Annotated in this window: 22 protein-coding genes; 2 read left to right on the forward strand and 20 right to left on the reverse strand. The window is 60.6% G+C overall.

Translation table 11 applies throughout. From position 1 onward, the window contains the following. Nucleotides 1-8: 8 nt before the first annotated feature. The 15 genes from pgaD to KFS80_RS25740 form a co-directional block, all read right to left on the reverse strand. Nucleotides 9-536: a poly-beta-1,6-N-acetyl-D-glucosamine biosynthesis protein PgaD gene (pgaD, locus tag KFS80_RS25670; protein WP_212546339.1), complete on the reverse strand. Its 528-nt coding sequence runs from the start codon at nucleotides 534-536 to the stop codon at nucleotides 9-11. Continuing rightward, a complete protein-coding gene (pgaC, locus tag KFS80_RS25675; protein WP_159811944.1) occupies nucleotides 533-1,888 on the reverse strand; it encodes a poly-beta-1,6-N-acetyl-D-glucosamine synthase in 1,356 nt (451 codons plus the stop codon). The genes pgaD and pgaC overlap by 4 nt, the downstream gene beginning before the upstream one ends. Nucleotide 1,889: 1 nt before the next feature. Then, nucleotides 1,890-3,887, reverse strand: coding sequence for a poly-beta-1,6-N-acetyl-D-glucosamine N-deacetylase PgaB (pgaB, locus tag KFS80_RS25680; RefSeq protein WP_159811943.1), 1,998 nt, complete (start codon nucleotides 3,885-3,887; stop codon nucleotides 1,890-1,892). A gap of 12 nt (nucleotides 3,888-3,899) precedes the next feature. Then, nucleotides 3,900-6,380, reverse strand: a complete 2,481-nt coding sequence (gene pgaA / locus KFS80_RS25685) for a poly-beta-1,6 N-acetyl-D-glucosamine export porin PgaA (RefSeq protein WP_212546340.1) — start codon at nucleotides 6,378-6,380, stop codon at nucleotides 3,900-3,902. 256 nt (nucleotides 6,381-6,636) lie between these two features. Further along, on the reverse strand, nucleotides 6,637-8,142 hold the full coding sequence (locus KFS80_RS25690) for a YdgA family protein (RefSeq protein WP_212546341.1): 1,506 nt from the start codon (nucleotides 8,140-8,142) through the stop codon (nucleotides 6,637-6,639). Between the two features lie 248 nt (nucleotides 8,143-8,390). Further along, nucleotides 8,391-9,026: a hypothetical protein gene (locus KFS80_RS25695; protein WP_053116453.1), complete on the reverse strand. Its 636-nt coding sequence runs from the start codon at nucleotides 9,024-9,026 to the stop codon at nucleotides 8,391-8,393. 93 nt (nucleotides 9,027-9,119) lie between these two features. Continuing rightward, nucleotides 9,120-10,562, reverse strand: a complete 1,443-nt coding sequence (locus tag KFS80_RS25700) for an efflux transporter outer membrane subunit (protein ID WP_053116452.1) — start codon at nucleotides 10,560-10,562, stop codon at nucleotides 9,120-9,122. Then, nucleotides 10,559-11,461, reverse strand: a complete 903-nt coding sequence (locus KFS80_RS25705; RefSeq protein ID WP_053116451.1) for an efflux RND transporter periplasmic adaptor subunit — start codon at nucleotides 11,459-11,461, stop codon at nucleotides 10,559-10,561. The genes KFS80_RS25700 and KFS80_RS25705 overlap by 4 nt, the downstream gene beginning before the upstream one ends. Then, nucleotides 11,458-11,667: a DUF1656 domain-containing protein gene (locus KFS80_RS25710; protein ID WP_007917703.1), complete on the reverse strand. Its 210-nt coding sequence runs from the start codon at nucleotides 11,665-11,667 to the stop codon at nucleotides 11,458-11,460. The genes KFS80_RS25705 and KFS80_RS25710 overlap by 4 nt, the downstream gene beginning before the upstream one ends. Beyond that, nucleotides 11,664-13,727: an FUSC family protein gene (locus tag KFS80_RS25715; RefSeq protein ID WP_212546342.1), complete on the reverse strand. Its 2,064-nt coding sequence runs from the start codon at nucleotides 13,725-13,727 to the stop codon at nucleotides 11,664-11,666. Before KFS80_RS25715 ends, KFS80_RS25710 begins: the two co-directional genes overlap by 4 nt. Continuing rightward, nucleotides 13,724-14,152 carry a MarR family winged helix-turn-helix transcriptional regulator gene (locus KFS80_RS25720; protein WP_159812031.1) on the reverse strand — a complete coding sequence of 143 codons (429 nt, stop codon included), beginning with the start codon at nucleotides 14,150-14,152 and terminating at the stop codon, nucleotides 13,724-13,726. The genes KFS80_RS25715 and KFS80_RS25720 overlap by 4 nt, the downstream gene beginning before the upstream one ends. A 144-nt stretch (nucleotides 14,153-14,296) precedes the next feature. Then, nucleotides 14,297-14,578: a type II toxin-antitoxin system RelE family toxin gene (locus KFS80_RS25725; RefSeq protein WP_053116449.1), complete on the reverse strand. Its 282-nt coding sequence runs from the start codon at nucleotides 14,576-14,578 to the stop codon at nucleotides 14,297-14,299. Then, nucleotides 14,568-14,813, reverse strand: a complete 246-nt coding sequence (locus KFS80_RS25730) for a type II toxin-antitoxin system Phd/YefM family antitoxin (RefSeq protein WP_053116448.1) — start codon at nucleotides 14,811-14,813, stop codon at nucleotides 14,568-14,570. Before KFS80_RS25730 ends, KFS80_RS25725 begins: the two co-directional genes overlap by 11 nt. Before the next feature lie 92 nt (nucleotides 14,814-14,905). Beyond that, nucleotides 14,906-15,151, reverse strand: a complete 246-nt coding sequence (locus KFS80_RS25735; RefSeq protein ID WP_212546343.1) for a DUF2789 domain-containing protein — start codon at nucleotides 15,149-15,151, stop codon at nucleotides 14,906-14,908. Between the two features lie 157 nt (nucleotides 15,152-15,308). Next, nucleotides 15,309-15,770, reverse strand: a complete 462-nt coding sequence (locus KFS80_RS25740) for an aminoacyl-tRNA deacylase (protein ID WP_159811938.1) — start codon at nucleotides 15,768-15,770, stop codon at nucleotides 15,309-15,311. A gap of 173 nt (nucleotides 15,771-15,943) precedes the next feature. Between KFS80_RS25740 and KFS80_RS25745 the strand changes: the two genes are divergently transcribed. Then, nucleotides 15,944-16,474 carry an NfeD family protein gene (locus KFS80_RS25745; RefSeq protein ID WP_212546344.1) on the forward strand — a complete coding sequence of 177 codons (531 nt, stop codon included), beginning with the start codon at nucleotides 15,944-15,946 and terminating at the stop codon, nucleotides 16,472-16,474. A 2-nt stretch (nucleotides 16,475-16,476) separates the two neighbouring features. After that, the gene (locus KFS80_RS25750; RefSeq protein WP_007917711.1) at nucleotides 16,477-17,235 is read left to right on the forward strand and encodes a slipin family protein; all 759 of its coding nucleotides are present in this window, start codon (nucleotides 16,477-16,479) and stop codon (nucleotides 17,233-17,235) included. A gap of 80 nt (nucleotides 17,236-17,315) precedes the next feature. On the opposite strand, the gene KFS80_RS25755 is transcribed toward KFS80_RS25750, so the two are convergent. From KFS80_RS25755 to KFS80_RS25775, 5 genes are all read right to left on the reverse strand, one after another. Beyond that, a complete protein-coding gene (locus KFS80_RS25755; RefSeq protein WP_212546347.1) occupies nucleotides 17,316-18,260 on the reverse strand; it encodes a sulfotransferase family protein in 945 nt (314 codons plus the stop codon). Then, nucleotides 18,248-19,033, reverse strand: a complete 786-nt coding sequence (locus tag KFS80_RS25760) for an aspartyl/asparaginyl beta-hydroxylase domain-containing protein (RefSeq protein WP_159812029.1) — start codon at nucleotides 19,031-19,033, stop codon at nucleotides 18,248-18,250. The genes KFS80_RS25755 and KFS80_RS25760 overlap by 13 nt, the downstream gene beginning before the upstream one ends. Next, a complete protein-coding gene (gene cysC, locus KFS80_RS25765) occupies nucleotides 19,030-19,635 on the reverse strand; it encodes an adenylyl-sulfate kinase (RefSeq protein WP_212546345.1) in 606 nt (201 codons plus the stop codon). Before cysC ends, KFS80_RS25760 begins: the two co-directional genes overlap by 4 nt. Further along, nucleotides 19,619-21,136, reverse strand: coding sequence for a TolC family protein (locus KFS80_RS25770; protein ID WP_158830274.1), 1,518 nt, complete (start codon nucleotides 21,134-21,136; stop codon nucleotides 19,619-19,621). Before KFS80_RS25770 ends, cysC begins: the two co-directional genes overlap by 17 nt. Before the next feature lie 46 nt (nucleotides 21,137-21,182). Beyond that, the coding region (locus KFS80_RS25775) for an Ig-like domain-containing protein (protein WP_246542023.1) at nucleotides 21,183-23,082 on the reverse strand (1,900 nt) is incomplete at its 5' end.

The following is a 23,082-nucleotide window of genomic DNA, read 5'->3' on the forward strand; positions in this document are numbered from 1 at the left end:
GCACTGGGTTACCGGGTCAAAGGCTCGCGATTGTCGTCATCTTCGGCATGCAGAAAGATCACCCGGGGGTGCTCCAACGGTGCCAGCGGCGCTGGCAATTCGGCCTGTTTTACTGGCCAGAAATGCGTCACCACATGGCTGATGTCGCCATCCTGATCGTTGTGAATGGTCATCACGCCCGGCGTGCGCAATTTTTGGAAACGGTCATCGCACAGCTTGAAGCTCTTGCTCAGCCCTTCATCGTCAATCACCGGCGACGGCAATCGACGCTGGGCGAAGCTGCGACTTTTACGCTGTTGATAGCGCGCCCAGGAAATCAGCACCACCGCGTTGACCAACGCAATCCACATGTAGATCTGCAACGTGCCCAGCGCATCGAACGCCGAGTTGTCGATACGCGGCGCGCCCGCATGCGTCTCGATCAACGGCCACAATCCGCGAATCAGCAGATACAGCAGGCCAACCCACGCCAACACGGTGAGGATCACGTCGATCACTACCAGGAATGGCCGCTGGCGAGTCCGGATGATTTTCATTTGATGACCTCTTCTTCGTCGTCGCCGAGCGGTTTGATGCCCCGGTCAGGGCTGACCCAACGCGCACGTTTCTGATGTTGGCCGAACAGCACTTTCGGAAAACTGACCAGCGTGGTCAGCAGGCTGATGAGCCAGAACACCAATGGATACCAGACCACCCAGAACATGGTCTTGCCCAGACCCGGCTCGTAGCGGCGGTCGATGATGATGCTGACCGCGAACTGCACCAAGCAGACGAAGGCCAACAGCAAACCGGTGAAGGCCGGCGGCATCAGGTGATCCACCGCGATGGCTTCCGGCATGACCACGAATTTGCCAACGCCCCAGAAAATCACCGAGAGCAGGAAGGTGAACGCCCAACCGGTCGACAGGCAGTATTCGAACAGCAGTGGCCACAGGTAACGATGGCGGTACTGCCAGATACCGCGAATGTTTTTGAACAGCACTTCGGCGCCGCCCTGGGCCCAACGCAGACGTTGCTTCCACAGACCACCGAGGGTTTCCGGCATGAGAATCCAGCACAGCGCGCGCGGCTCGTAAAAGATGCTCCAGTGATCGAGTTGCAGCTTCCAGCTGATGTCGATGTCTTCGGTGATCATGTCCGGGCTCCAGTAGCCCACCCGGTTCAGCGCGGTACGGCGGAACGCGACGATCACACCGGACACGGTAAAGATTCGCCCGAACACCCGTTGCGTGCGTTTGATCAAACCGATAATCGAAGAGAACTCGCCAACCTGCACTCGCCCGACCAGCGTCGAACGTGTGCGGATCCGTGGGTTGCCGGTCACCGCGCCAAGGCGTGCGTTGTCCAGCATCGGCGCAACCAGATAGGCCGCGGTGTTCGGCGCCAACAGCGCGTCACCGTCAATGCACACCAGATATTCACTGCGCGCGGCAATTGCGCCCATGCGCAGGGCGACAGCCTTGCCCTGGTTTTCCGCCAGGTGAAGAACACGCAGGCGCGGATCTTCCTTGGCCAACGCGTCGAGCACTTGCGCGGTGTTGTCCTTGGAGCCGTCGTTGATCGCGATGACTTCGATGTTCGGATAATGCTGAGCCAACGCCGCGTGGATCGTGTCGGCGGCGTTGTCACCTTCGTTGTAGCAAGGGATCAGGATCGAGATCAGCGGTTCGCCTTCCAGTGGCGGCGGCAGGGTGTCGTCCTTCCACGGCCAGTGGCGTTCCCAGTGCAGCCAGAAATACAGGCCACCGGCAATCCACAACCCGGACATGAACAACGGGTAGAAGAACACGAAGTCCATCAGGAACTGCCCGGTCACCAGGAAGATCAGCCCCAGCGGAACGCCGAGGACGATCGCCAGAACAAGCAGGGCTAACAGTCTATCCAGCATGTTATGGATTCCATTTGTTGGAGAGTGCAGGCCTTACGATTTTCAGGTCTGGCAGGTTGTCGAGGAAGTTGTCCGGGTAGTAACCGAAACTGGTCGCGCCCTGACGCTTGAGACGGCCCATCCAGTCCGCCATCACCGCTGCGTCAATGTCGGCCTGGTCTTTTTTCGTCCAGTCCCGCGCCTGCAATTCGAACACGGTGCGATCCAGTGCCCCGGGACGTTTTTTGACGATTTCGACCAGCGCTTCCAGCCACGGCCCGGACTGCGCCTGCGTCTGTTTTTCCATCAATGGCATGGCCATTGGCGCCGTCCAGTCGTAGGTCGCGAGGAAGTCGTCGAGGTTCTGCGCGAACCACGCTTCGCTGGCCGGATTGATCATCGGCTCGGCGAAAATATTGCGCGCGGTCTGCACTTGCGGGCCACGAATGGCGCGGACTTTGGCAGTCAGCTCGTTGGTGAAGTCGATGAGGTATTTGCTCTTGAAACGCGTCCAGCGCTGCATCGCCGCCGGATCATCGCGAAGTGCGGCGATCGAACCCGGCAGACCGTTAGCGGCGTAAACCTTCAGCGCCTGCGGGCCGGCGTCCTCGAAATCAGAGAGCACCGCATCGTCGTGATAAATAATGCCGTCGACCGAGGTCAGTCGCGCCACGTCTTCGTAGATTTCACCGATGATCCGCCGCACTTCCGGATCGAACGGCGACAGGCGTTTGTACTGATCCGGATCGACCGACGTGGTGCCGGTTTTCGGATCCCAGCGCGTCACCCGCGGCAGTTTCGAATCGAGGCCGAAACTCAGCACTGGCATCCACGCGAAGACTTTCACGTGAGCGCGAGTACGCAGTTGCCAGGCGACGCGGTCGAACAGGTCGGCGCGCACCGGCAAATGACGGTTGGGGAAATAAAGCGAATGCACCAGGCCATCGCCCTTCGGATCGGCAAAGGCTTGCAGGAACACCGTGTTGGCACCGAGGTCAGCCATGCGCTGCACCAGTTTGCCGAGGTTGATGTCCTGTTGCGCCGGATCCGGGTCGTAGACGTTGTCCAGATCGACGTGCACCACGCGCATGGCGAAATCGGACTGCACCGCGACGACGCTGTTGGCGAAATGCTCGCCGTCAGGGTCGGAGGCGACGAGGAAGCGCGGGCTGCTCATCAGGTTGTCGAGGGTATCGAGGCCGTCATCGAGGGTCAGGGCCATTTCATAGCCCTGCTCACCGACCACGGTCAGCGAAGTACCGTCCGCCGTGCCATACGGCCAGACCCAGACCCGTGGTTTCTTGCCGGTAACCTTGCGGATTTTCTCCGAGATGTTGTTCACGTCAGTGCGGATCCGCGCCTGGAAATCGGCCTCGGACTCATAACGTTTGGTCACCGGATCGTAGCGACGGGTCGCGGCGGCAGGCTGCATGTTGCCCTGCGGGTTGGCCAGAATGCCTTTGTGGTTGGCGTCGGTGTGCGCAGCGATTTCCACCAGACCGGATTTCGAGATTTCGCGCACCTGATCCCAGGTGAGGAAGTCGGAACGCGCACGCGGTGTGCCGGCGAAATCCACCGGCTGGTTCAGCGGTGTGTCGATCCAGCTGCCGACTGGCGCCAGCAGTGCATGCCAGTTATAGGCGCGCAACACCGGCAGCACGCGGGTGTAGAAGCTCGAATAGCCATCGTCGAAGCTGAGCAGAATGGCTTTCGCCGGCAGCTCCGGGCCGCCCTTGCGCGCCGCCATGATCTGGTCGACCGTGACCGGTTTGTAGCCGTTCTCACGCAGCCAGGCGAGTTGCTCGATCATGCGCTCGGTGCGCACCGCTACCACGGCCTGATCGGGATCGCGATCCTCGATATCGTGGTAGGCGATACCGAGTACGTGGTTTTTCGGCCACGGTTTTTCGCTGGCCGCCACCGGACGCTCGGACGGCGGCGCGAAGGCCGGAGCTTGCTGGGCGCAAGCGCTGATCAACAGCACTCCCAGCAGAAGGATGAAACGCGAAATCAAAGGCATCTTCAAACTCTTCTAGAAGCGGAAAGTGAGGTCGACGAGCAGACGCAGATCGGTCTCCCGATCACCGTCGTAGGGCCGGTTGATCACACTGAACAAACCGCCCACCTCGAACACGTCGTTCCAGGCATAGCGTTGGCCGTAGCCGAGCAAGGCCATGCCGCCGGTGCCGTGATCACGCTGGCTGTACGTACCCGCGCCGGCCTGGAATTGCTGACTCCAGGACGTTTCGTAGCGGTGGTAGAGGACGTGGTTGACGTTGACCAGCGGCATCACGCTGAAGTCGGATTTCGGGTTGAAGTACGGCACGTCATCGGATTTCGAGTTGTGGCTGGTGCCGACTTCCAGACCGGCATCGACCTGAATGTTCGGCGCGCTGTAAACGCCCTCGCGGCCCGTGAGCAAGGCTTCGACACGATCGTTGCCGTCGCTGAAGTGCGACGGGCTCACCGACAGGCGCCACTCGCGGCTTTCGTTGGCGCGCCAGCGAATGAACCCGCTGCCGCCGTTGGCCTTGATGTCGCTGTTGAGCGCGCGCAGCGGCGTTTCCGCCGAGAGGTATTCGAGGCTGCCGCCGTACTGCCAGTGGTCGTTGATGTCGCGGGCGATCGCCAGACGCGCGCCCTGTTTGTCGCCGTAGCCGTAATCGTGATTGGAGACTTCGGCTTCGAGGGTCATGTCGCGGGTGCGCCGTTCCAGACCGACACGCTGGAAGCGATGGTTGCCGGTGCCTTCGGCAAAATCACCGGTGGCGTAACCGACGCCCGCAAACACACGCCAATCCTCATCAATCGGCGGGCTGTAAATCGTGCTTTGAATACCGAAATCGCGGCTGCCACTGACGGCACCGGCACCGCTGCTGCCGCCACCGTTGGCCTTGCCGCCTAAGGCTTCGACACGCAGTTCGGACATGTCGTGAACTTCACGCTCACGGGCCAGACGCTGCACCTGGCGGTTGTCCGGATAACGTGCGACGACGTCATCGGTCAGCGCATCCATCTGCCGCCATTCCTGCAATTCCATCGCGGTGTGTGCCTGACCGATTTCCAGGCCCATGTCGCGCGGCACCATGCTCTCGGTTTCCTTGAGCTGCATTTCTGCGCGGCGTGGCCAGTTGCGGGCCAGGTACAAGTCGGCCTGGGCCAGACGCAAACCGGTATTGCCCGGCGCCTGATCGACCAATGTTTGAAGGCTTTGTTCGCCGTGGGGCAGATCGGAACTGTAGGTGCCGGCCTGCGCCGCGAGTTGTTGCGCGTCCATCCATTCATCGTTCGGGTTGCCGACTGGCAAGCCCTTTAGCTCGATGCGCGGACGTTGCGATTTGGCGGCGTCTTCGGCGACTTTGCGCGCCTCGTCGGCACGGTCACTTTCCAGTAGCGCGTAATACAGCGCGGTGCTGTCTTCGAGACGGTTGCCGACGTCGGCGTCCGGCGCGGCGAGGACTTGGCGATACAGGTCGGTGGCGATTTCCGGCTCACGCTGATCGAGATAAGACGCCGCGACCCAACGCAATGCGTAGGTCGGAATCTGCACGCCTTCGGCTTGCAGCTTTTGATATTCAGCGATGACGTCGGCGGTGCGCGCGCGGGCCTTGAGCGCGCCCATGCGGTCGATGCGCCAGCGGGTCACGTCTTCCTTGGCGCTGGCGTCCGGCGTCCAGGTGGCGAGGAGTTTGTCGTAGTCAGCCAGCGCACGATCGGCGATGACGTAGCGTTCCTTTTCACTGCGACTGGCCATTTCGGCGAGGCGTACACGCTCAGCGGCAAGATCACCTTCGAGGCGACGCAGCGTGACCGGATCAATCAGTCCCGGACGTTGATTGGCCAGGCGCAGCGCGGGCTCTGGCAGACGGGCCTTTTGCAGGGCGACCACGTATTCGCGGGCAACTTCCGGTTTGTTGCCGGCGCGAATAAAGGCCTGATCGTATTCAAACAGCGCGTCGTACTGTTTGCCCGCGCGATTGAGTGCGTAGCCCAGCGCGAGGCGGCGTGCAGGGTCATCGGGTTTGGCAGCCACCAGCGCTTGGGCGCGCGTCACGGCTTGGTCGGGTTTACCGCCATCCGCTTGCGTCAGGGCCAGGCCCAGTTGCAGGTCGGCGTTATCCGGCTCCAGCGCGAGAGCCTTGTTGTAGACCTGAGTCGCCTGATCCCAACGCTTGAGATTGCGATAGGCACGCGCGGTGGCGGTCAGTGCTTGCACCGGCAGCACGCGGTCGCGGCCCTGAGTTTCATAGACTTGCACAACTTCAGCGTCGAGCCCGGCCCAACTGGCGATTTGCAAGTGATCGCTGATCTGCCCGGTGGTCGACTGACCCGCCGGCACCTGACGCAACACCGTCAGCGCAGGCGTGTACTGCCCGGCCCGGGCATCGCGCACCATCTGATCATAGGGTGTGTCGGCAAACGCCATGACCGGCCAAAGCAATTGGCTGCACAGCGCGACACGGAACAACGGGCGTAAACCACGATGCAATACGGGAACATCAATACGCGGCATTCGTCAGCATCCTTACATGGCCAGCCGGGTCGCAATGCCCTCCTTGCCCATTCGTAACGGTGGCCGAAACTGACAGCCTCGGCCAAGCTTAGTCAGGCAGTCTTGCATGCAAGCGTAGACCAGTATCGAGAACACAATAATTGTTCAGAATCGTCAGGGCGGTTCTGCCGAAAAGTCAAAAACCCAAACCCCAGACAGCAAAACGCCCGGCGTCTGTGCGGTACAGAGGCCGGGCGTTGCTATTAAGCGCGCAGAATTACTGCACTTGCGTGACGCCGCCGAACTTGCTCATCAGGAAGCCGACAAACTGCTCAACGGTCATCTTCTGGCCGTTGAATTCGACCTGATTGGCCGCGTAATGCAGCTTGGTCACGACGTTGCTGCCGTCGACGACGGCCAACTGCGAACCGACCGCCATGCCGGCGAACATGTCGGCCGCTTCCTTGGACTGATCAACGATCGCTTTAGCATCGGTCTGGCCGTCGAGTTGCGCCTGCACGCTGAGCAGATCAATCAGCATCGGCTTCGACACCTGAATGTTCAGGTCGAGCAGCGCGATCAGTTGTTTGGCCAGTTGATCCGGTGGCAGATCCATCGATTGCGGCTTGGTCAGGTCAATCACCAGATTGGCCTTGCTCTCACCGTTGGCGGTGTTGAACGAGAGGTTTTCCAGCGCAAATTGCGGGCCGGCAGCCAGCAGTTTTTGCAGATCGGCTTTGACTTGCGCGTCTTCCGCTTCGGTCAGGTTCAGCTCTGGCGCTGGCAAGCCTTGCGCGGCAGCCTCGGCGGCGGCTTTTTCGTACGGCTGCAGCTTGGTCTGGTAGATCTGCATCAACGACAGGGTCGACGGGATGTCGAGGTTTTTCAGGCTCATGGCCAGGTTCGCCGAGCCGATTTTCTTGTCGTTGAACGACACTTCGCCAATCTTGTAGTCGGCGCGACCGGAGGCGTTGCTGCCGTTTTCTTCGGTGAGGTTCTTCATTTCGAAGTTCTTCACGCCGAGCACCGACTGCTTCGGCCCGAAGGTCGATTTGCTGCTGGTCAGCTCGATGGTGTTTTCGCCGGTGTAGTAGCCGTAGGTGCTTTTGGCGAGGTTGCTGGCCAGGGTCAGACCGTTGAGTTCGATCTGTACCGGCGCCTGATCTTCAGCCACGGTCACCAGTTTCAGGTTGTCCATGTAGCCGTTGGCCTTGACCTTCTGCGCCTTGGCGTTGGCGGCGATGTCCATGTTCAGGCCGGAGAATTTCAGGCTCGACTTCTCGTCCAGCGCGGTTTCAAACGGCACCAGTTCGAGGGTGCTGTTGGTCGATTCGTCGTAGCCGATGCTGGTCACGCCTTTGAGCGGCGCGGCGCCTTTGGTCGCGGCAAACCATTTTTCGGTGGCGGCGTTCTTTTCCAGCTCGTAGTTGCTGGTGGCCATGACCGGCAGCCATTTCAGCGACAGCAGACGCGAGAACGGCAGCGGGCCGTGTTCGATGTGGTCAACGAACAGCAACTCGACCGGCGCATCGCCGAACATCTCGCCTTCACCTTTCAGGCGATAGTGCGCGGTGCTGGTGAAGGTGTGGCGATCCAGCGACACCAGTTCCAGCGACGCGGTGCCGTTGGAGCCGGCCATGGCGGTTTGCAGTTCTTTGTTGGCGTTGCTGACGGCGTCGTTCAACACGCCTTCGATCTTGGTCCCGGTGTACCAGGCCCCGCCCACGCTGATCGCACCGATGGCAACAACAATTCCGAGAAGCACGCCTGCTGATTTATTCATGAATGACCTGATCGATTTCCGTGGCTGTGAGTGTGGTCGTCTTCCCTGAACCCGTGACCGGGTTGCGGCTCGACTCCGCTTAATTCAGCGGTGGAGATTAGCACCGGGCGCGGGAAGTGACCCAATGATTAAAGGTGAAAGAGTGTCTATGGACACTCGGGAAAGCAAAAAGATCGCAGCCTGCGGCAGCTCCTACAGGGAAACGCGTTCCAATGTAGGAGCTGCCGCAGGCTGCGATCTTTTGCTGTTCAGGAATACTGAACCTCAATCTCATCCAACTGATGATCAAAGCTCTTCAGCCGCGCAGTCCAAGTATAAACAAGCACTTCAAAATCCCGATCAATCACCGCCCCACCCGGCCCATCGGCCCGGGGGTCGCAGAAATCCAGCTGATAACGCTCACGGGCCATGGCCGTGGCGACATCGGAGAGTTCGCGGGCGTTGTTGAGCCAGTGCCAGCCCTCGCCATCAATCTGCTTGTCGAGTTCCAGGCACTGTTTTTTCAGCGCTTCGAGGCTTTTTTCCAGCGGCGTGCCGGTGAGTTCGCCCATGACTTCGGCGAACGTTCGGCCCGGTTGCCAGTAGCTGCCCCAGAAATACCGGTCGAACACGGTTTCGACCCGGCGCAGGGCGACTTTGGTGTCCCAGATCAGCACCCGCGTCTTGCCTTGTTCGAGCTGGCGTTTTTTCACCCGCTGAACCTGGATCGACGCCCACGCCACACCGACGATCGCCATGACCGCGATCAGCGCCGTCACGCTGTCGAGAAAGATCATGGCCTTGTCAATCTGGTGGGCCAGCATGATGCCGTAGAAATAGGTGGCCGACAGCAGCACCAGCGCTGCAAGGGCGCACCAGAAGCCGAGAGCGTAAGGGTTTTTCATTATTGGTTTCCCCTAGACCAGCGCTAGCAATGTGCGCTGGAAGGGTGCTTTGCACGGGGCGCCCTTCCAACACTTCAAAGCATAGCAACGGCCTCAGGGTTTGCCGGGGCTTGGAGCGTGCGTTCGTCCGCTTTCCCAACCGCCGCCGAGGGCGAGGAACAAATCGATCTGGCTCATCGCAACTTGGGTGTTGGCGGCGGCCAGTTGCGCGGTGACATCGGTGTAGGTGCGGGTCGCTTGCAGATCCGCCAGGAACGACTCGCGGCCGGCCTGGAAGAAGCGGTGCGTCTGGTCGGCGGCGAGTTTCGCCGACTGCTCGGCATCGGCCAGTGCATCGCGGCGTTGCAGCAGCGCGCTGTACTGCGCGAGGCCGGTCTGGGTTTCGCGAATGGCGTTGAGCACCACGCCGTCGAAGTGCGCCAGCGCGCCTTGGGTGGTCGCTTCGGCTTCACGGATGCGCGCACGGGCGCCGTTGGTCGGCACTTTCCAGCTCAGCGACGGGCCGAAACCCCAGCGATTGGTCGACGGATCACCGAGGTCGTCGATGATGCCGACGGTGCCGATGGTCGCGCCGATGCTGATGTCCGGGTACAACTCGCCAGTGGCGACGCCGATTCCGGCAGTCGCGGCGGCCAGACGCCGTTCAGCCTGACGAATGTCCGGACGACGTTTGAGCAGTGCGGCGCCATCACCGACCGGCACCAATTGAGCGATTTTCGGCAGTTCGGCGCAGGTCGCAGTGCCTGCGGGCAATTGATCGACCGGTTTCGCCAGCAGCATCGACAGTCGGAATAACCCGGCCTGACGCGCTGCTTCATAACGCGGCATGTCGGCGCGCAGGGATTTGAATTGGGTTTGCGAACGGGTGACCTGGGTTTCGTCGCCACGGCCGGCGTCGCGCAGACGCTGGATCAGCGTGGTGCCTTGCGATTGCAGGTCGAGGGAATGCTGAGCGATTTCGCGTTCTTCGTTGGCGGCACAAACCTGGGTGTAGGCGCGAACCACGTCCGCGACCAAGGTGATGCGTGCGGTGTCAGCGGCGGCTTGCGTTGCGTCGGCGTTGGCCTTGGCGCCTTCGATGCCGCGCTGCAAGGTGCCCCACAGATCGAATTGGTAAGAAGCGCTGATGCCGATGTCGCCGATATTGGCCACCGGGACTTTTTCCGGCAGCAAAAACGCCTGTCCGGATTCCTGCAAACGCTCGGCGCCCATTTTCACGCCAGCGCTCCAGCCACCGGCCGCTTCGGCTTCATCGACCTGAGCGCGGGCGCGTTGCAAATTAGCCGCCGCAACACGCAGATCGGTGTTGGACGCCATCGCTTGCTGCACCAGCTGATCGAGGCGCGGGTCTTTATACAGTCGCCACCAATCCGCCGGCACCGGCGCCGAGACCACAGGCTTACCGTCGACAGCCAGTTCGCCCTGAAAGTCCTTGCGCTGAACCGCCGAATTCTCAGGCACGTGATAGTCCGGCCCGACCATCTGACACGCCGACAGCATCACGCCCAACCCGGCGATCATCAGGGCCCTGCTCATTGCGCGGGCTCCTGCTTTTTATCGTCGACCTTTGAGTCTTCGATGATCGATACCGTGGCAGTGCGCCCGGCGATCATGCGGAAATCTTCCGGCACGTCATCAAAGGCAATCCGCACTGGAATCCGCTGCGCCAGCCGTACCCAACTGAAGGCCGGGTTGACGTTCGGCAGCAGGTTGCTGCCGCTGGTGCGGTCGCGGTCTTCGATGCCCGCGACGATGCTTTCGACATGTCCGCGCAATTTCGCACGGTCGCCGATCACACGGATATCCACCGACTGGCCGACATGAATGCCGTCGAGTTTGGTCTCTTCGAAATAACCGTCGATGTGGAACGAGTTGCTGTCGACCACCGACAACACCGGGCGCCCGGCGGTGACGAATTCCTGCGGACGCGGCGCGCGGTCGTTGACGTAACCGTCGACCGGGCTGCGAATCACCGAGCGATCAAGATTGAGCTGAGCGCTGTCCACCGCAACTGTGGCTTCGGCCAGTGCCGATTGCGCACGGGCCACACGCGACTGGCTTTCTTCCAGTTGCTCGGCCGGCACCAGGTTACCGAGGCCACGGTTACGTTTGGCTTCGCGCTGGGCCTGAGCGAGGGTTTCTTCGCGATCAGCCACAGCCGCTTTGGCCTGACGCAGGGCCAGTTTGAAGCGATCCTGGTCGATGCTGAACAGCACCTGGCCGCGCTTGATCAACTGGTTGTCTTTCACTTCAACCTGTTGGATCAGCCCGGACACGTCCGGGGCGATCTGGATGATGTCGGCGCGAATGTGGCCGTCACGGGTCCACGGCGCGAACATGTAATACATCACCATGCGCCAGACGAGGACAACGGCAAAAGTCACGATCAGCAGGGTCAGTACCACGCGACCGATGGTCAAAAACGGTTTTTTCATGTCATCAGGTATCGACTGAGTGAGTCCACGCCGTACAGAAGTACCGCGTAGAGCGCCACGTTGAACAATGCCCGGTGCCAGACCAGACGGTAAAAGTGCACGCGCGTAAGCACGGCATGCACCAACAAAAACAGCACATAAGTGATGCCCATCAACACCAGCAAGGTCGGCAGGAAAATGCCGCTGATGTCCAGATCACCGATCATAGGGGCGCTCCATCGGGCAGCGGTTCTTCGGGCTCGGCGCTGGAAACGAATTCGACGCCGGGCAGCAACGCCAGACGCAAACCGCTCAAGGCGTGCAACAGGTTTAGCCGGGTTTCATCATCGCCGTGACCATTGAGTGCGCGGCGGGTGCGGTCCAGAGTCATCAGCAAAGGCGCAGGCGCCGGCAAGCGTTCGCCGGCCTTGAGGCAAGCGCGGAAATACTCACCGACTTCACTGACCACTTGCTGCAACAAAGCGTTCGGTGCGCCAGTCACCCGTGGGGTGTAGGCGAGCAAATCGAGCAGGTTCAGACCGACGCGCACTTCGCGCATGGCGATGCCGGTGTCCTGGCCGGTCAGGGCCAGACGCGGCAGGTGCTGCATCAACCGATCGAGCAACTGCACACCCAGTTTGCGGTGCTCGGCGAGGTTGGCCGGCTCGGTCATGTGCACGATGTCTTTCCAACTGAAACGGGTCAGGCGTTTCGCTGCCAGTTCGGCACCAAACGGGCGCGCCACCAGCGTCCAGATAAACGCGAACAGCAGACCGATCGGCCCCGCCAGGTTGGAGTTCACGAAAGCGAAAAAGTCCGCATCGTAAGCGCCCTGAATACTGATGAACGACGAGGTGTTGACCAGCGTCAGCAGCATGCCGAGGTAGAAACGCGGCTGCACCGTCAACGTGCCGACGCAGATAAACGGGATGGAAAACGCCAGCACCAGCATCGGGAAATCGTGCAGGTTGGGCAGAATCAAAAACAGATAAAGGCTGGCGAACAGTACCGACATGCCAGTCCAGAAAAAGAACCGGTAAATCTGCGGCGCCGGGTCGTCCATCGAGGCGAAGAAACTGCACGCCACCGCCGCCAGAATCACCGCGCTGCCGCCGTCCGGCCAGCCGAGCAGAATCCACAGCACCGAGGCGGTGATGATCGCCAGAATGGTCGAGGCTACCGAATAAAGCATCAGCCCACGGTCGATAAACGGTGTCAGCCGACCCAGTCGCCAATGACGGTAAACCGCGCGCCAGTTGTCCTGACGCTCGCAGACAATCGCGTCCTGCAGGCTGCGGCAGTCCTGCCACAAATCGATGAATTCACCGAGCCGGTAGATCGAGTTGGAGAACAACAGTTGCCTACGATCCTCCAGCGCTTCAGCGCTCGGTTGCAGGGCTTCGAGCTGATCTTTCAGCGCTTGCCAACGGTCGAGATTGGCGTCTTCATGACCGAGCCATTCGCGGGTCGCGACAAGCAGCGGTTCGAATTTTTCCACCAGTTCCGGCGTGCGTCGTTCGAGGGCGTAGAGCGAGTCTTCCAGCGCATCGATCACTGGTAATAGATGAATCATGCGTCCGCGCAATTCTTTGGTGTTGCGCACGGTTTGCGGTCGCGAGCCTTCGTGGGGCAACTGGCCGATCATCAATTCGAGGCTGTTGAAATTGGCGACCATGGCCATGCGCAGCGCGGTGACTTCTTCGGGCTGCACGTCGCGGCTGAGGAATTTCAGGCTGTAGGTGGTCGCGTCGGCGAACCACTTGCTCACGGCGTCGTTGAACACCGGCGCCAAGCGTCGCGGCCAGAACATCGCACCGACCACGGCGGCAACGGCGATACCGAGGAAAATTTCCTCAGTACGCGCCTCGGCCACGTCCCACACCGCCAGCGGGTTATCCACCACCGGCAAGGCAATCAGCGGCAACGTGTAACCGGCGAGCATCAATGCGTAGCTGTTGGCGGTGCGCAAATGCAGGGACATGAACAACAGAATGCCCGTCCACAGCGCGATGACCACCACCAGCACATACGGGCTCTGCACGAACATTGGCACGAAAAACACCGCCGCTGCCGCACCGAGAAAGGTGCCGATCGCACGGTATAACGCTTTCGAGCTGGTCGGGCCGAGGAACGGGCTGGAGACGATGTAGACCGTCGCCATCGCCCAATACGGACGTGGCATTTGCATAAGCAAGGCGATGTACAGCGCGATCATCGACGCTGCAAAAGTCCGCACCCCGTAGAACCAGTCCCGGGCCGGCGGAATGCCGGAGAAAAAACCGTTCAAGAATTAACCACCAATGGCGGGTTAGCCGCCTCAAAAGCTCTGAGTACCCGAAGCGTAGCTTCCAGATCGCTCTGGTCGATGCCCTCAAGCACTTCATGACGCAGACGCACCAGTTCGATCTCCACCGCTTGCACCAGTTCACGACCGGAGTCGGTCAGGCTCAAGCACTTGGCGCGGCGATCGTGGGCATCTTCGGTACGGCAGACGTAACCCGAATGACACAACTGATCGAGCAGACGCACCAGCGACGGACTTTCCATCCCGGCCGCTTGCGCCACCTGCACCTGCCGCACACCCTCGCCCAAACGCCCGATCATCAAGAGCGGCACGGCGCAGGCTTCGGAGATTCCATAATTGACCAGCGTGGTCTGGCAGATCTTCCGCCAATGCCTGGCGGCCACCACCATGGCACTGCTGATGTTCATCTGGAGAGCGTCGAGATCGTTCGGCACGAGAAAATGCACACTGTTAGTTTGCTAACTATCAATATCGCATTGGAGGGGAATTTCAGTCAAGTTTTGAAACAAATTGCCTATTCGGGCGGAGAAAATCTCTCCGAAAAAAATCACTCAGCGTTTTTTAGCATTCTCATAAACGCTACTGCGCTCCCGTTTGCCGACCGCAACAACGGAAACGACCACGCGCTCGTCGATCACTTGATAAACCAAGCGATAGCCGGAAGCCTTCAATTTTATTTTGTAACAGTCCGGCATCCCATGCAGCGCATCGGCAGGGACTCTAGGCAGATTCAAGCGTTCGCCCAGCTTCTTTTTGAATTGCTCTCGTAGCGTATGACCCAACTTGTTCCATTCTTTGTGAGCAGATGGCAGAAATTCGAGCTTATAAGTCATCCAGGCTTACCGAAATAGGCGTCTCGTGACTGCGGGCGCGAACGATTTCAGCAAGCTCCAGATCATCAAGCCGCTCCATCATTGCTTCGTACACATCCGCTGGAACCATGTAGCCCATAACGCGATTGTGGTTGAGAACCGCCACAGCTCCGCCATGCGCGCCGTTCAGAACGGCAGAAGGGTTTTTCTTTAACTCGGAAACACTGACAGCCATGTCGGCGAGAACACTTTGCATAATAAAAGACCTCAATTGAGGTCGTGATTTTGGTCTATTTTTTTAACTGCAACAACCATGGCTTTGTGTTGAATGACCAGAGGTCACCGGTACTAGCCCTGGCGTCCCTTGCGCAACATCACATTCAACTGATCCACCACCTCCGCCCAATCGGCATCATCCAGAATCTCATCGCGTAAAAACTGCGACTGGCTCTCCGTCCAGAAGAACGCATCGGCCAAGTGCAGCTCGGGTTTAAGCGGGGAATGGGTGGCGATGAATTGGTCGATGCTGACCGGGTCGTTGTCCAGGCCCAGCTGTTTGAACAGGGAGGGGAGGCTGTGGTTTGGGTTTTCCATTGCAGTGATCCTTGGAATTAGCGGTGAATGGAAGATCATTCGCGGGCAAGCCTTGCTCCTACAAAGGCTGTGGCGGCCACACAATCACTGGACACCCAAAAACCATTGTAGGAGCAAGGCTTGCCCGCGAAGGCGTCAGTGAAAACGCCACAAAATCCTAATGACTCAACTCCCGCACCTCAGCATGCGGCACCATTTTCAGAAACTCCGGCATGCTCATGTGCAGCAGATAATTGTGGTTGCCCGCCTCCAGATAAATATCTTTCTGCCGCGTCAGCAACGGGTCGATGACCATGTCCAGCCCGTAGGAATCACCCAGCGGCGGCACCGCGCCGCGTTCGCAGTCGTCGAAGATGTGCGCCAGGTTGCTTTCGCGGGTCAGTTGCCATTCGCCGCTGTTGCGCACTTTACTCAAGTCCAGATGACGACTGGCCGGCAGCACGGCCATCAGGTAATGCCCGTGGCGGTCGTCGAGGATGATCGATTTGGCCACCCGTTCCGCTGGCACGCCGGCGACGCGCGCGGTTTCCAGGCTGCTCGATGAATGTCGATGAGCAACGACGTCATATTCGCAATGCGCCCGGGTCAGGCTGCTTTGCACCTTTTTTGCCATTCGCATGATGCACCTCGGTGTCGCGCGGAAGGTGGTTGCTGTGTTTTGAGTCTAGTTCGACGGGCCGCTGACGAAGGGAAATCCGCTCACCGGACACATCCGCACATTGATCAAAATTCATCCAGAGCAACCCTCAACTAGACTGAAAGAACCCGCCACTGACGCTCATGGAGAGTCACGTGAACAGCCGATGTTGTGCCTTCGCCTTGCTCCTGCTGACAAGCGCATCCGCCCTCGCCGCCGACACCTCATTGCCAGCGATGAGCCCGGTCGGTCTGTGGCTGATCACGCTGGGCATCGTGTTCCTGATCGCCGAAGCCGCACTGCCCAACTACGGGGTGATCGGTCTGGGCGGGATCATCATGTTCGTCATCGGCGCGCTGATTCTGAGCAACGCCGAACTGCCGGTGCCGATGATGATCGGCCTCGGTTTGATCAGCGCTGTGCTGTTGATCGCTTTGCTGATTCGCGCGCTGAAAACCCGCCCACGCCACGCCGTCAGTGGCGATGCCGGACTGCTCGGCAGCGTCACCGCGATCACCACCGTACAACCGGGCGATGCGCGTAACGGCTGGATTCAACTGCAAGGCGAACGCTGGCAAGTGCTCAGCGCCACACCGCTGCAAACCGGGCAATCGGTGCGCGTAGTGGCTCGCAAGGGATTGATGCTGGAAGTGGCCGCGACTGACGCGGCGCCGCTCGGAGAGTGATCATGGGTCTGCAAATCGGTTTTGTTGCGCTGCTGTTGTTAGTCATTGCCCTCGCCGGCTCGACGTTCCGCATCCTGCGTGAATACGAGCGCGGTGTGGTGTTCCAGCTCGGACGTTTCTGGCAGGTCAAAGGCCCGGGCCTGATCCTGCTGATTCCGGTGGTGCAGCAAATGGTTCGGGTCGATCTGCGCACCGTTGTGCTCGACGTACCGCCGCAGGACGTGATCACTCGCGACAACGTGTCGGTGAAGGTCAACGCCGTGCTGTATTTCCGCGTACTCGATCCGCAGAAGGCGATTATTCAGGTGGAAGATTATCTGTCGGCCACCAGCCAGTTGGCGCAGACCACTTTGCGCGCGGTGCTGGGGAAACATGAACTGGATGAATTGCTGGCCGAACGTGAGCAGTTGAACATCGACATCCAGCAAGTGCTCGACGCGCAAACCGATGCGTGGGGTATCAAGGTCGCCAACGTCGAAATCAAACACGTCGACCTCAACGAATCAATGGTGCGCGCCATCGCCAAACAGGCCGAAGCCGAGCGGGAACGGCGGGCCAAGGTGATCCACGCTGAAGGTGAGTTGCAGGCGTCGGAAAAACTGATGCAGGCTGCGGAAATGCTCGGGCGTCAGCCTGGGGCGATGCAGTTGCGGTATATGCAGACGCTGAGTTCGATTGCCGGCGACAAGAGTTCGACGATTGTCTTTCCGTTGCCGATCGAGTTGCTCAAGGGCATGGCGGATTTGTCCGGCAAGTCCTGAGGAGCAAAAGATCGCAGCCTGCGGCAGCTCCTACAGGGGATCACGTTCCAATGTAGGAGCTGCCGAAGGCTGCGATCTTTTCAGGCACCACGCAATTTTTCCAAAGCTTCGTAGGGCGCTCGCGCACACGTTTGCACACGCGCCTGCAACAGCGCCGAAGCCTCGCGGCGTTTGTCTTCAGCATCGGCAACAAACACTTGCGAAGGCTGTTTCGCATGCTGCGCGGCAGCGGCAAACACCTGCTGAGTCTGCACATCATTCAATCGAAAGAACCGCGCCAAGCGCCCAGCCATCGCATCAGGCAACTCACTGTAATTAACCGCCAAACCGCCGGAACCACGGCAATGCAGCAACCCCGCCTCCAACAACCGCCCCAAACGCCGCGCGATAAAATCTTCACGGCCCTCGAACTGCAACCCATCCTCCAATACGCAATCACCGAGCATGCCCGGCACCATGTGCATGCCCGGACGGCGCAGATGGGAAACAGCAATTTCCAGCGGATCACGATAGAGAAACAGCCACGGCGTGTCCGGGAAACAGGTCTGCAACAGCGGCCATTCACCGATGTTCCAGGCATCAAGTTTGACCACTAAACGCTGTTCAACACCGCGTCGGCGCTGACCATACGCCGAGAGCAAGCCGACGATGGCGGCCCGGCGTTCGGCATCAGGCAAATCACCGCGCAGCAACGCATCCAGCGGTGGCGGTTCCGACACCACGATGTGATCGTCGAGTTGCGCGAGCATCTGACTGAGCAAGGTCGAACCGCAGCGCGAAGCGTGCAGAATGAATGCACTCGGGGCGATTCCCGGGCTCTGCGCTTGCCATTCGGTGAGTGCCGCCAATGACGTCTGCCGCCGAAACGCCTGATTGAACGGCAGCCGCAACGCGTCATCGACCGCCTCGCGAAAAAACGGCTGATGCAACGGCGTGTCACCGAACCAGCACCAATCCACCCGCCACTGCCCGTCGACCGGCCAGACACGAATCGGCAACCAGCCGTCGAAGCTCAAGCACTCCATTGTTCGTGCCATTGCCGACGACCATTGCGCATCGCCGCAAGCAGTTCCTCGCGAGAAAACCTCAAGCCACGTTCAGCAGCGAGTGCCCGTGCCTGACTGATGAATACCTCAGGATCGTCCAGCGTGCGCAAGGCCAGAGCCAGCGCGACGTCCTCGCTCACCAGCCGCTGAAAACGTTGCAACGCGGTATCCGCCACACCGGGTTGAGGCGTGCTCGACAGGCCTTGGTCGATCATCTGATCAAGCCAGGCACCCGGCCGGCAATCAATGACCAGATGCACCCGCGCCGACGTGTCACGGTTATCCACACGGTGCCGACGGGCAAGGTCGAGAAACCAGCATTCGCCCGCCTGCATGGGCATGCGCTGACCGTCGAGCCAGAAATCGACATGCGGCGGGCTGAGCAATGGAATGTGCAGGCGCCGATCGGCGTCGGGGCCATCGAGGTCATAATCGCGATGCTCGTGAATCTGTCCACCGGGGCCCAGGCGCAGCAAGCGCGCGCTGACGATCTCCAGCGGCAAATCGCGCAGGCCCTGGCGCCAGCGATCATCGTCCAGCCACGGCGCGCGTTGCTGCGGAGCACCGCGCCCGGGCGACAGTTCGGTCAACGCATCGGCTGCCGAAATCAGCGCGACGCCACTCCAGTCACCCGAAAAATACTCGGTGTTGAAGTGACTGCGCCAGGCGTCGTCGGCAATCGCCGCCAGCGCTTGCAGCAACAGCGGCAAATCCACCGTCACCGGCAAACGCGAGAACGCCGGCCGGCTCATTTCCTGGGCAACACCGCGCACTCGCCGAGCCAGGTCAGCAATCGATCAAGGCAGGCTTCGACCGTTTGCGCACCGGTGTCGAGCACCAGCGACGCCTGCGTTGGCGGCTGATACGGTGCCGACACTCCGGTAAATCCAGCGAGGTCACCGCGTCGCGCCCGTGCGTAATGTCCTTTCGGGTCGCGCTGTTCGCAAACAGCCAGAGAGGCGCTGCACCAAACGTCGCGATAGTCCTCACCTAACCGTTGCGCGAACACCTCACGTAGCTCAACCAGTGGCGCAATCATCGCCAAAATCACGATTTGCCCGTTTTCCACCAGCAACGCGGCGAGCTCGCTGGCGCGACGAATATTTTCCTGGCGATCAGCGTCGGTGAATCGCAGATCCCGATTGAGCCCGATGCGCAAACCGTCGCCATCCAGTACCAAGCTTTGCAAACCTCGCCCGAACAACTCGGCGTGCAGCGCCTGCGCCAATGTCGACTTGCCCGCCGCCGGCAGGCCGGTCAACAGAATCGCTGCACCGCGATGCCCATTTCGAACCTCGCGTTGGGTGCGGCTGACACTGGCGCTCGGCGCCAGCACATCACTGCGCCGGAGCATGCGCCACCACTGGCGTCGAGATATCCCCCGCCGCCCAAGCCGATTCACGGTTGGCCAGCGCGGTGGCAATCGACTGCACTTCGGTCGACTGCACCTGATCCGGCAGCGGATCGAGGCCGGCACTGGCGAAGATCTGGCCATAAGCATTGCGCAGATCAGCGTACGACAGGTCGCGGCGCAGATCCGCTTGCAGGTTGTTCAGCTCGCCCTGAATCAGTTCCAGCTCACCGATCCCAGCCGCCTGATGACGGTTGCGCAACTGGCCGACGATTTGTCCGTCGATGTCCGACAGTTGCTGATTGGTCTTGAACTGGCGCAACGCTTCTTGATAGTTGGCGTTGGCCACATAGAGCTGCGCGAGCACCGCGATCGACATCGCCTGACGCCGCGCGGTGGCGACTTCTTCACCGGCCTTGGCGACGTTGATTGCAGCGGGTGCGGAGATCACGTTGAACAGGTTCCAGGTGATTTTCACGCCGTAATCGGCCCAGCCCTGTTCGACGAGGAACGAGTTGCTGTCGTAATGGCCACCGGCGGAAAACTCCAGGCCTGGCAGCAGGCGCAGCATGGCCTTGCGGGTTTCGGCAGCGCTGATGCGCGTCTGGTAGTCCTGCTCGCGCAGTTCCGGGCGACTGGTCAGGGCTTCCTGCTCCAGTTTCGCCAGATCGACCTTGAGCTCGGGAATCTGATAACCGTCATCAGTGGCCAAGGTCAGGTTGGTGCCCAGCGGCAGGTTGATCAGGGTGGCCAGTTCGGTTTTCGCCAGCGACAACGCGCGGCGCTGCTCTTCCAGTTGGCGGGTCGCTTCGATCAGCGAACGCTGATAACCGAGCGATTGCACCGGATCACCAATACGCTGATCACTCAGGGTCTGGCTGTTGTCGCGGGCGGTCTGCACGCGCGCCATCAGGCTGTCGATTTGTTTGAGCAGACGCTCGGCGGCCATCGCTCGCCAATAGGCCGAACGTACGTCCTGGACGATGGTGTTGATCACCTTGCGGCGCCGTTCCTGAACGATCAGGCGCTGGTCACCCTGCTGCTTGGCGCTGATGTAGCTGACGCCGAAGTCGAGGACGTTCCAGACCATGGTCAGGTCGGCAACGTCGCGGTCACGGTCCTGCGAGGTCGATGGTTCAAGAGACTGGGTGCCGGTGCGCACACTCTGGCTGCTGGAGGCGTTGACGTTGTTGCGCCCGACGTACCCGGCGTCCAGCGCCATGCGCGGCAGCATGTCGAAACTGGCGAGGTCGAGCTGCCGCTTGGCCAGCGCTTCCTCCATGATCTTCAAGCGACCTTCGAGGTTGTATTTCACCGCGCGGGCCATGGCCTGGTGCAGGGTCAACGGGCCGCGCAGCGGTTCCTGATCCTTGTACATGCCTTGCAGATCGCTTTTGGCGCGCTGCTCGCTGACGCTGCGTTCAATCGGGTCACTGGTCACTGCACATCCGCTGATCGCCAGCGCCAGCAGGCTGGCGCCGAACAACTTCTGACTTTTCTTCATCCCTGGATCGCCCCTAGGTCCTGCACAGTGTTGAGTAATGGTGAGTTCAGGCCGACATTTCGCTGATGCCGACCTGTTGCAGCGCTGCCGCCAGGTTGTCGACCCGGTGCTGCTCGGTGTCTTTGAGTTGTTGTAGTTGTTGCCCCAGTGTCGGCGCGCCAAACACACCGCGCAGGCCTTGGGAAATATCGCCGGCCTTGAGCGACTGGCTGCCGAATGCGTTCAGCGCATCCCTCTCGGCAGCACGGTCCTGACTGAACAGGCTCGCCAGTGTGCTGCTGGCGAATACGCCGCCATCACCACCGCCAAAACCGAGGAACCCGTGGCCGGAGCCATCGCCGCTGCTGTCACTGCTGCTGAACACTTGCGCGATGTAACTGCGGCTGAGGGCACCGTGATTGATGAAAATATCGCCAAGCGGACGAATGCCGTTGCCGATCACCCGTTGTTCGAACAGCGGCGCAAAGGTCAGCGGTGAACCGAGCTCGCCGGTTGGTGGAGTGAAGATGAACGGCTGCAGCGGCACGTTCGGTGGCGGTGCCGGCACCACCGGGTCGCTGCTGCGAACCAACGGATCCGGGATCACGACACTAGTCGGCGTGGTCGGCACAGTTGGCACGGTGGGCGGCACGACCACCGGCACCGTATTGATCGCGTAGTTGTTGGAACTGCTGACACCGCTGCCGCTGTTGCCGGACGCATCACTGACCCCGGCACTGTTGACGCTGATCGCGTTGTTCGCACTGTTGACGTTGGCGTTTGGTGTCAGGGTGGCGATCCAGGTCTTGCCGCCGTCGCTGCTGCTCAGGTTGGACAAGGTGCCGTTCGCCACCGCGTTGTCTGACAGATCGAAACCGCTGACCGCCTCATTGAAAGTAATGGTCACCTGCGAGGTCTGACCGATGCCGATGTTCGGGTTGGCAATGACGACCGTCGCACTCGGCCGCTCGCTGTCGAGCGCGTAGTTGTTCGACACCGCCACTGTGCTGCCGACGTTGCCGGCCAGATCGGTGACATTGCTGGTGTCGAGCGCAATGAAATTGCTCGGGTCGGTGACATTGGCCGTCGGCGTGAAGGTCGCGGTCCAGGTCTTGCCGCCATCGCTGCTGCTCAGGTTGCTCAAATCGCCATTGGTCACGCTCAGGTCGGACAGGTCGAAGTTGCTCACCGCCTCGCTGAAGGTGAACGTCACCGTGGTGGTCTGGCCGATGCCCAAGTGGGGATTGGCGACCACGATATTCACCGTCGGCCGGGTCGCGTCGAGCGCGTAGTTGTTGGAAATCGCAATGCTCGCGCCGAGGTTGCCGGCCAGATCCTGCACACCGGCCGTGTCGACGATGATCAGGTTGGTCGTGTCGTTGACGTTGGCCGTCGGTGTCAGCGTGGCGGTCCAGGTGATGCCGCCATCGCTGCTGGTCAGGTTCGCCAGCGTGCCGTTGGCGACGCTGATGTCCGACAGGTCAAAACCGCTGACCGCTTCACTGAAGGTGATGGTCACCGTGGTGGTTGCACCGATGCCCAGGCGATTGTCGGCGACCACGATGGTCGCGGTCGGCAGCGCCGTGTCGATGGCGAAATTGTTCGAAGCGGTGGTGCCGACGCCGCTGTTGCCGGAGGCGTTGGTCACGCCACTGTTGTCGAGGGTAATCAGGTTGGTGGTGTCGGTGATGTTGGCGGTCGGCGTGAGTGTCGCCGCCCAGGTGATGCCGCCGTCACTGGAGGTGACGTTACTCAGGGTGCCATTGGCGATGGTCAGGTCCGCATTGGTGAAACCGCTGACGGCCTCGCTGAAGGTGATGGTCACCGTCGAGGTTTCGCCAGCCTTGAGCGCGGCATCCGCGACGACGATGGTCGCGGTCGGCACTTCGGTCTGCACCGCATAGTTGGCCGAGTTGGTGATGCCGCTGCCGGCATTGCCCGCCAGATCGCTGATGCCAGCGTTGTTG

Source organism: Pseudomonas rustica (assembly GCF_018336155.1).
Classification (GTDB): Bacteria; Pseudomonadota; Gammaproteobacteria; order Pseudomonadales; family Pseudomonadaceae; genus Aquipseudomonas; species Aquipseudomonas rustica.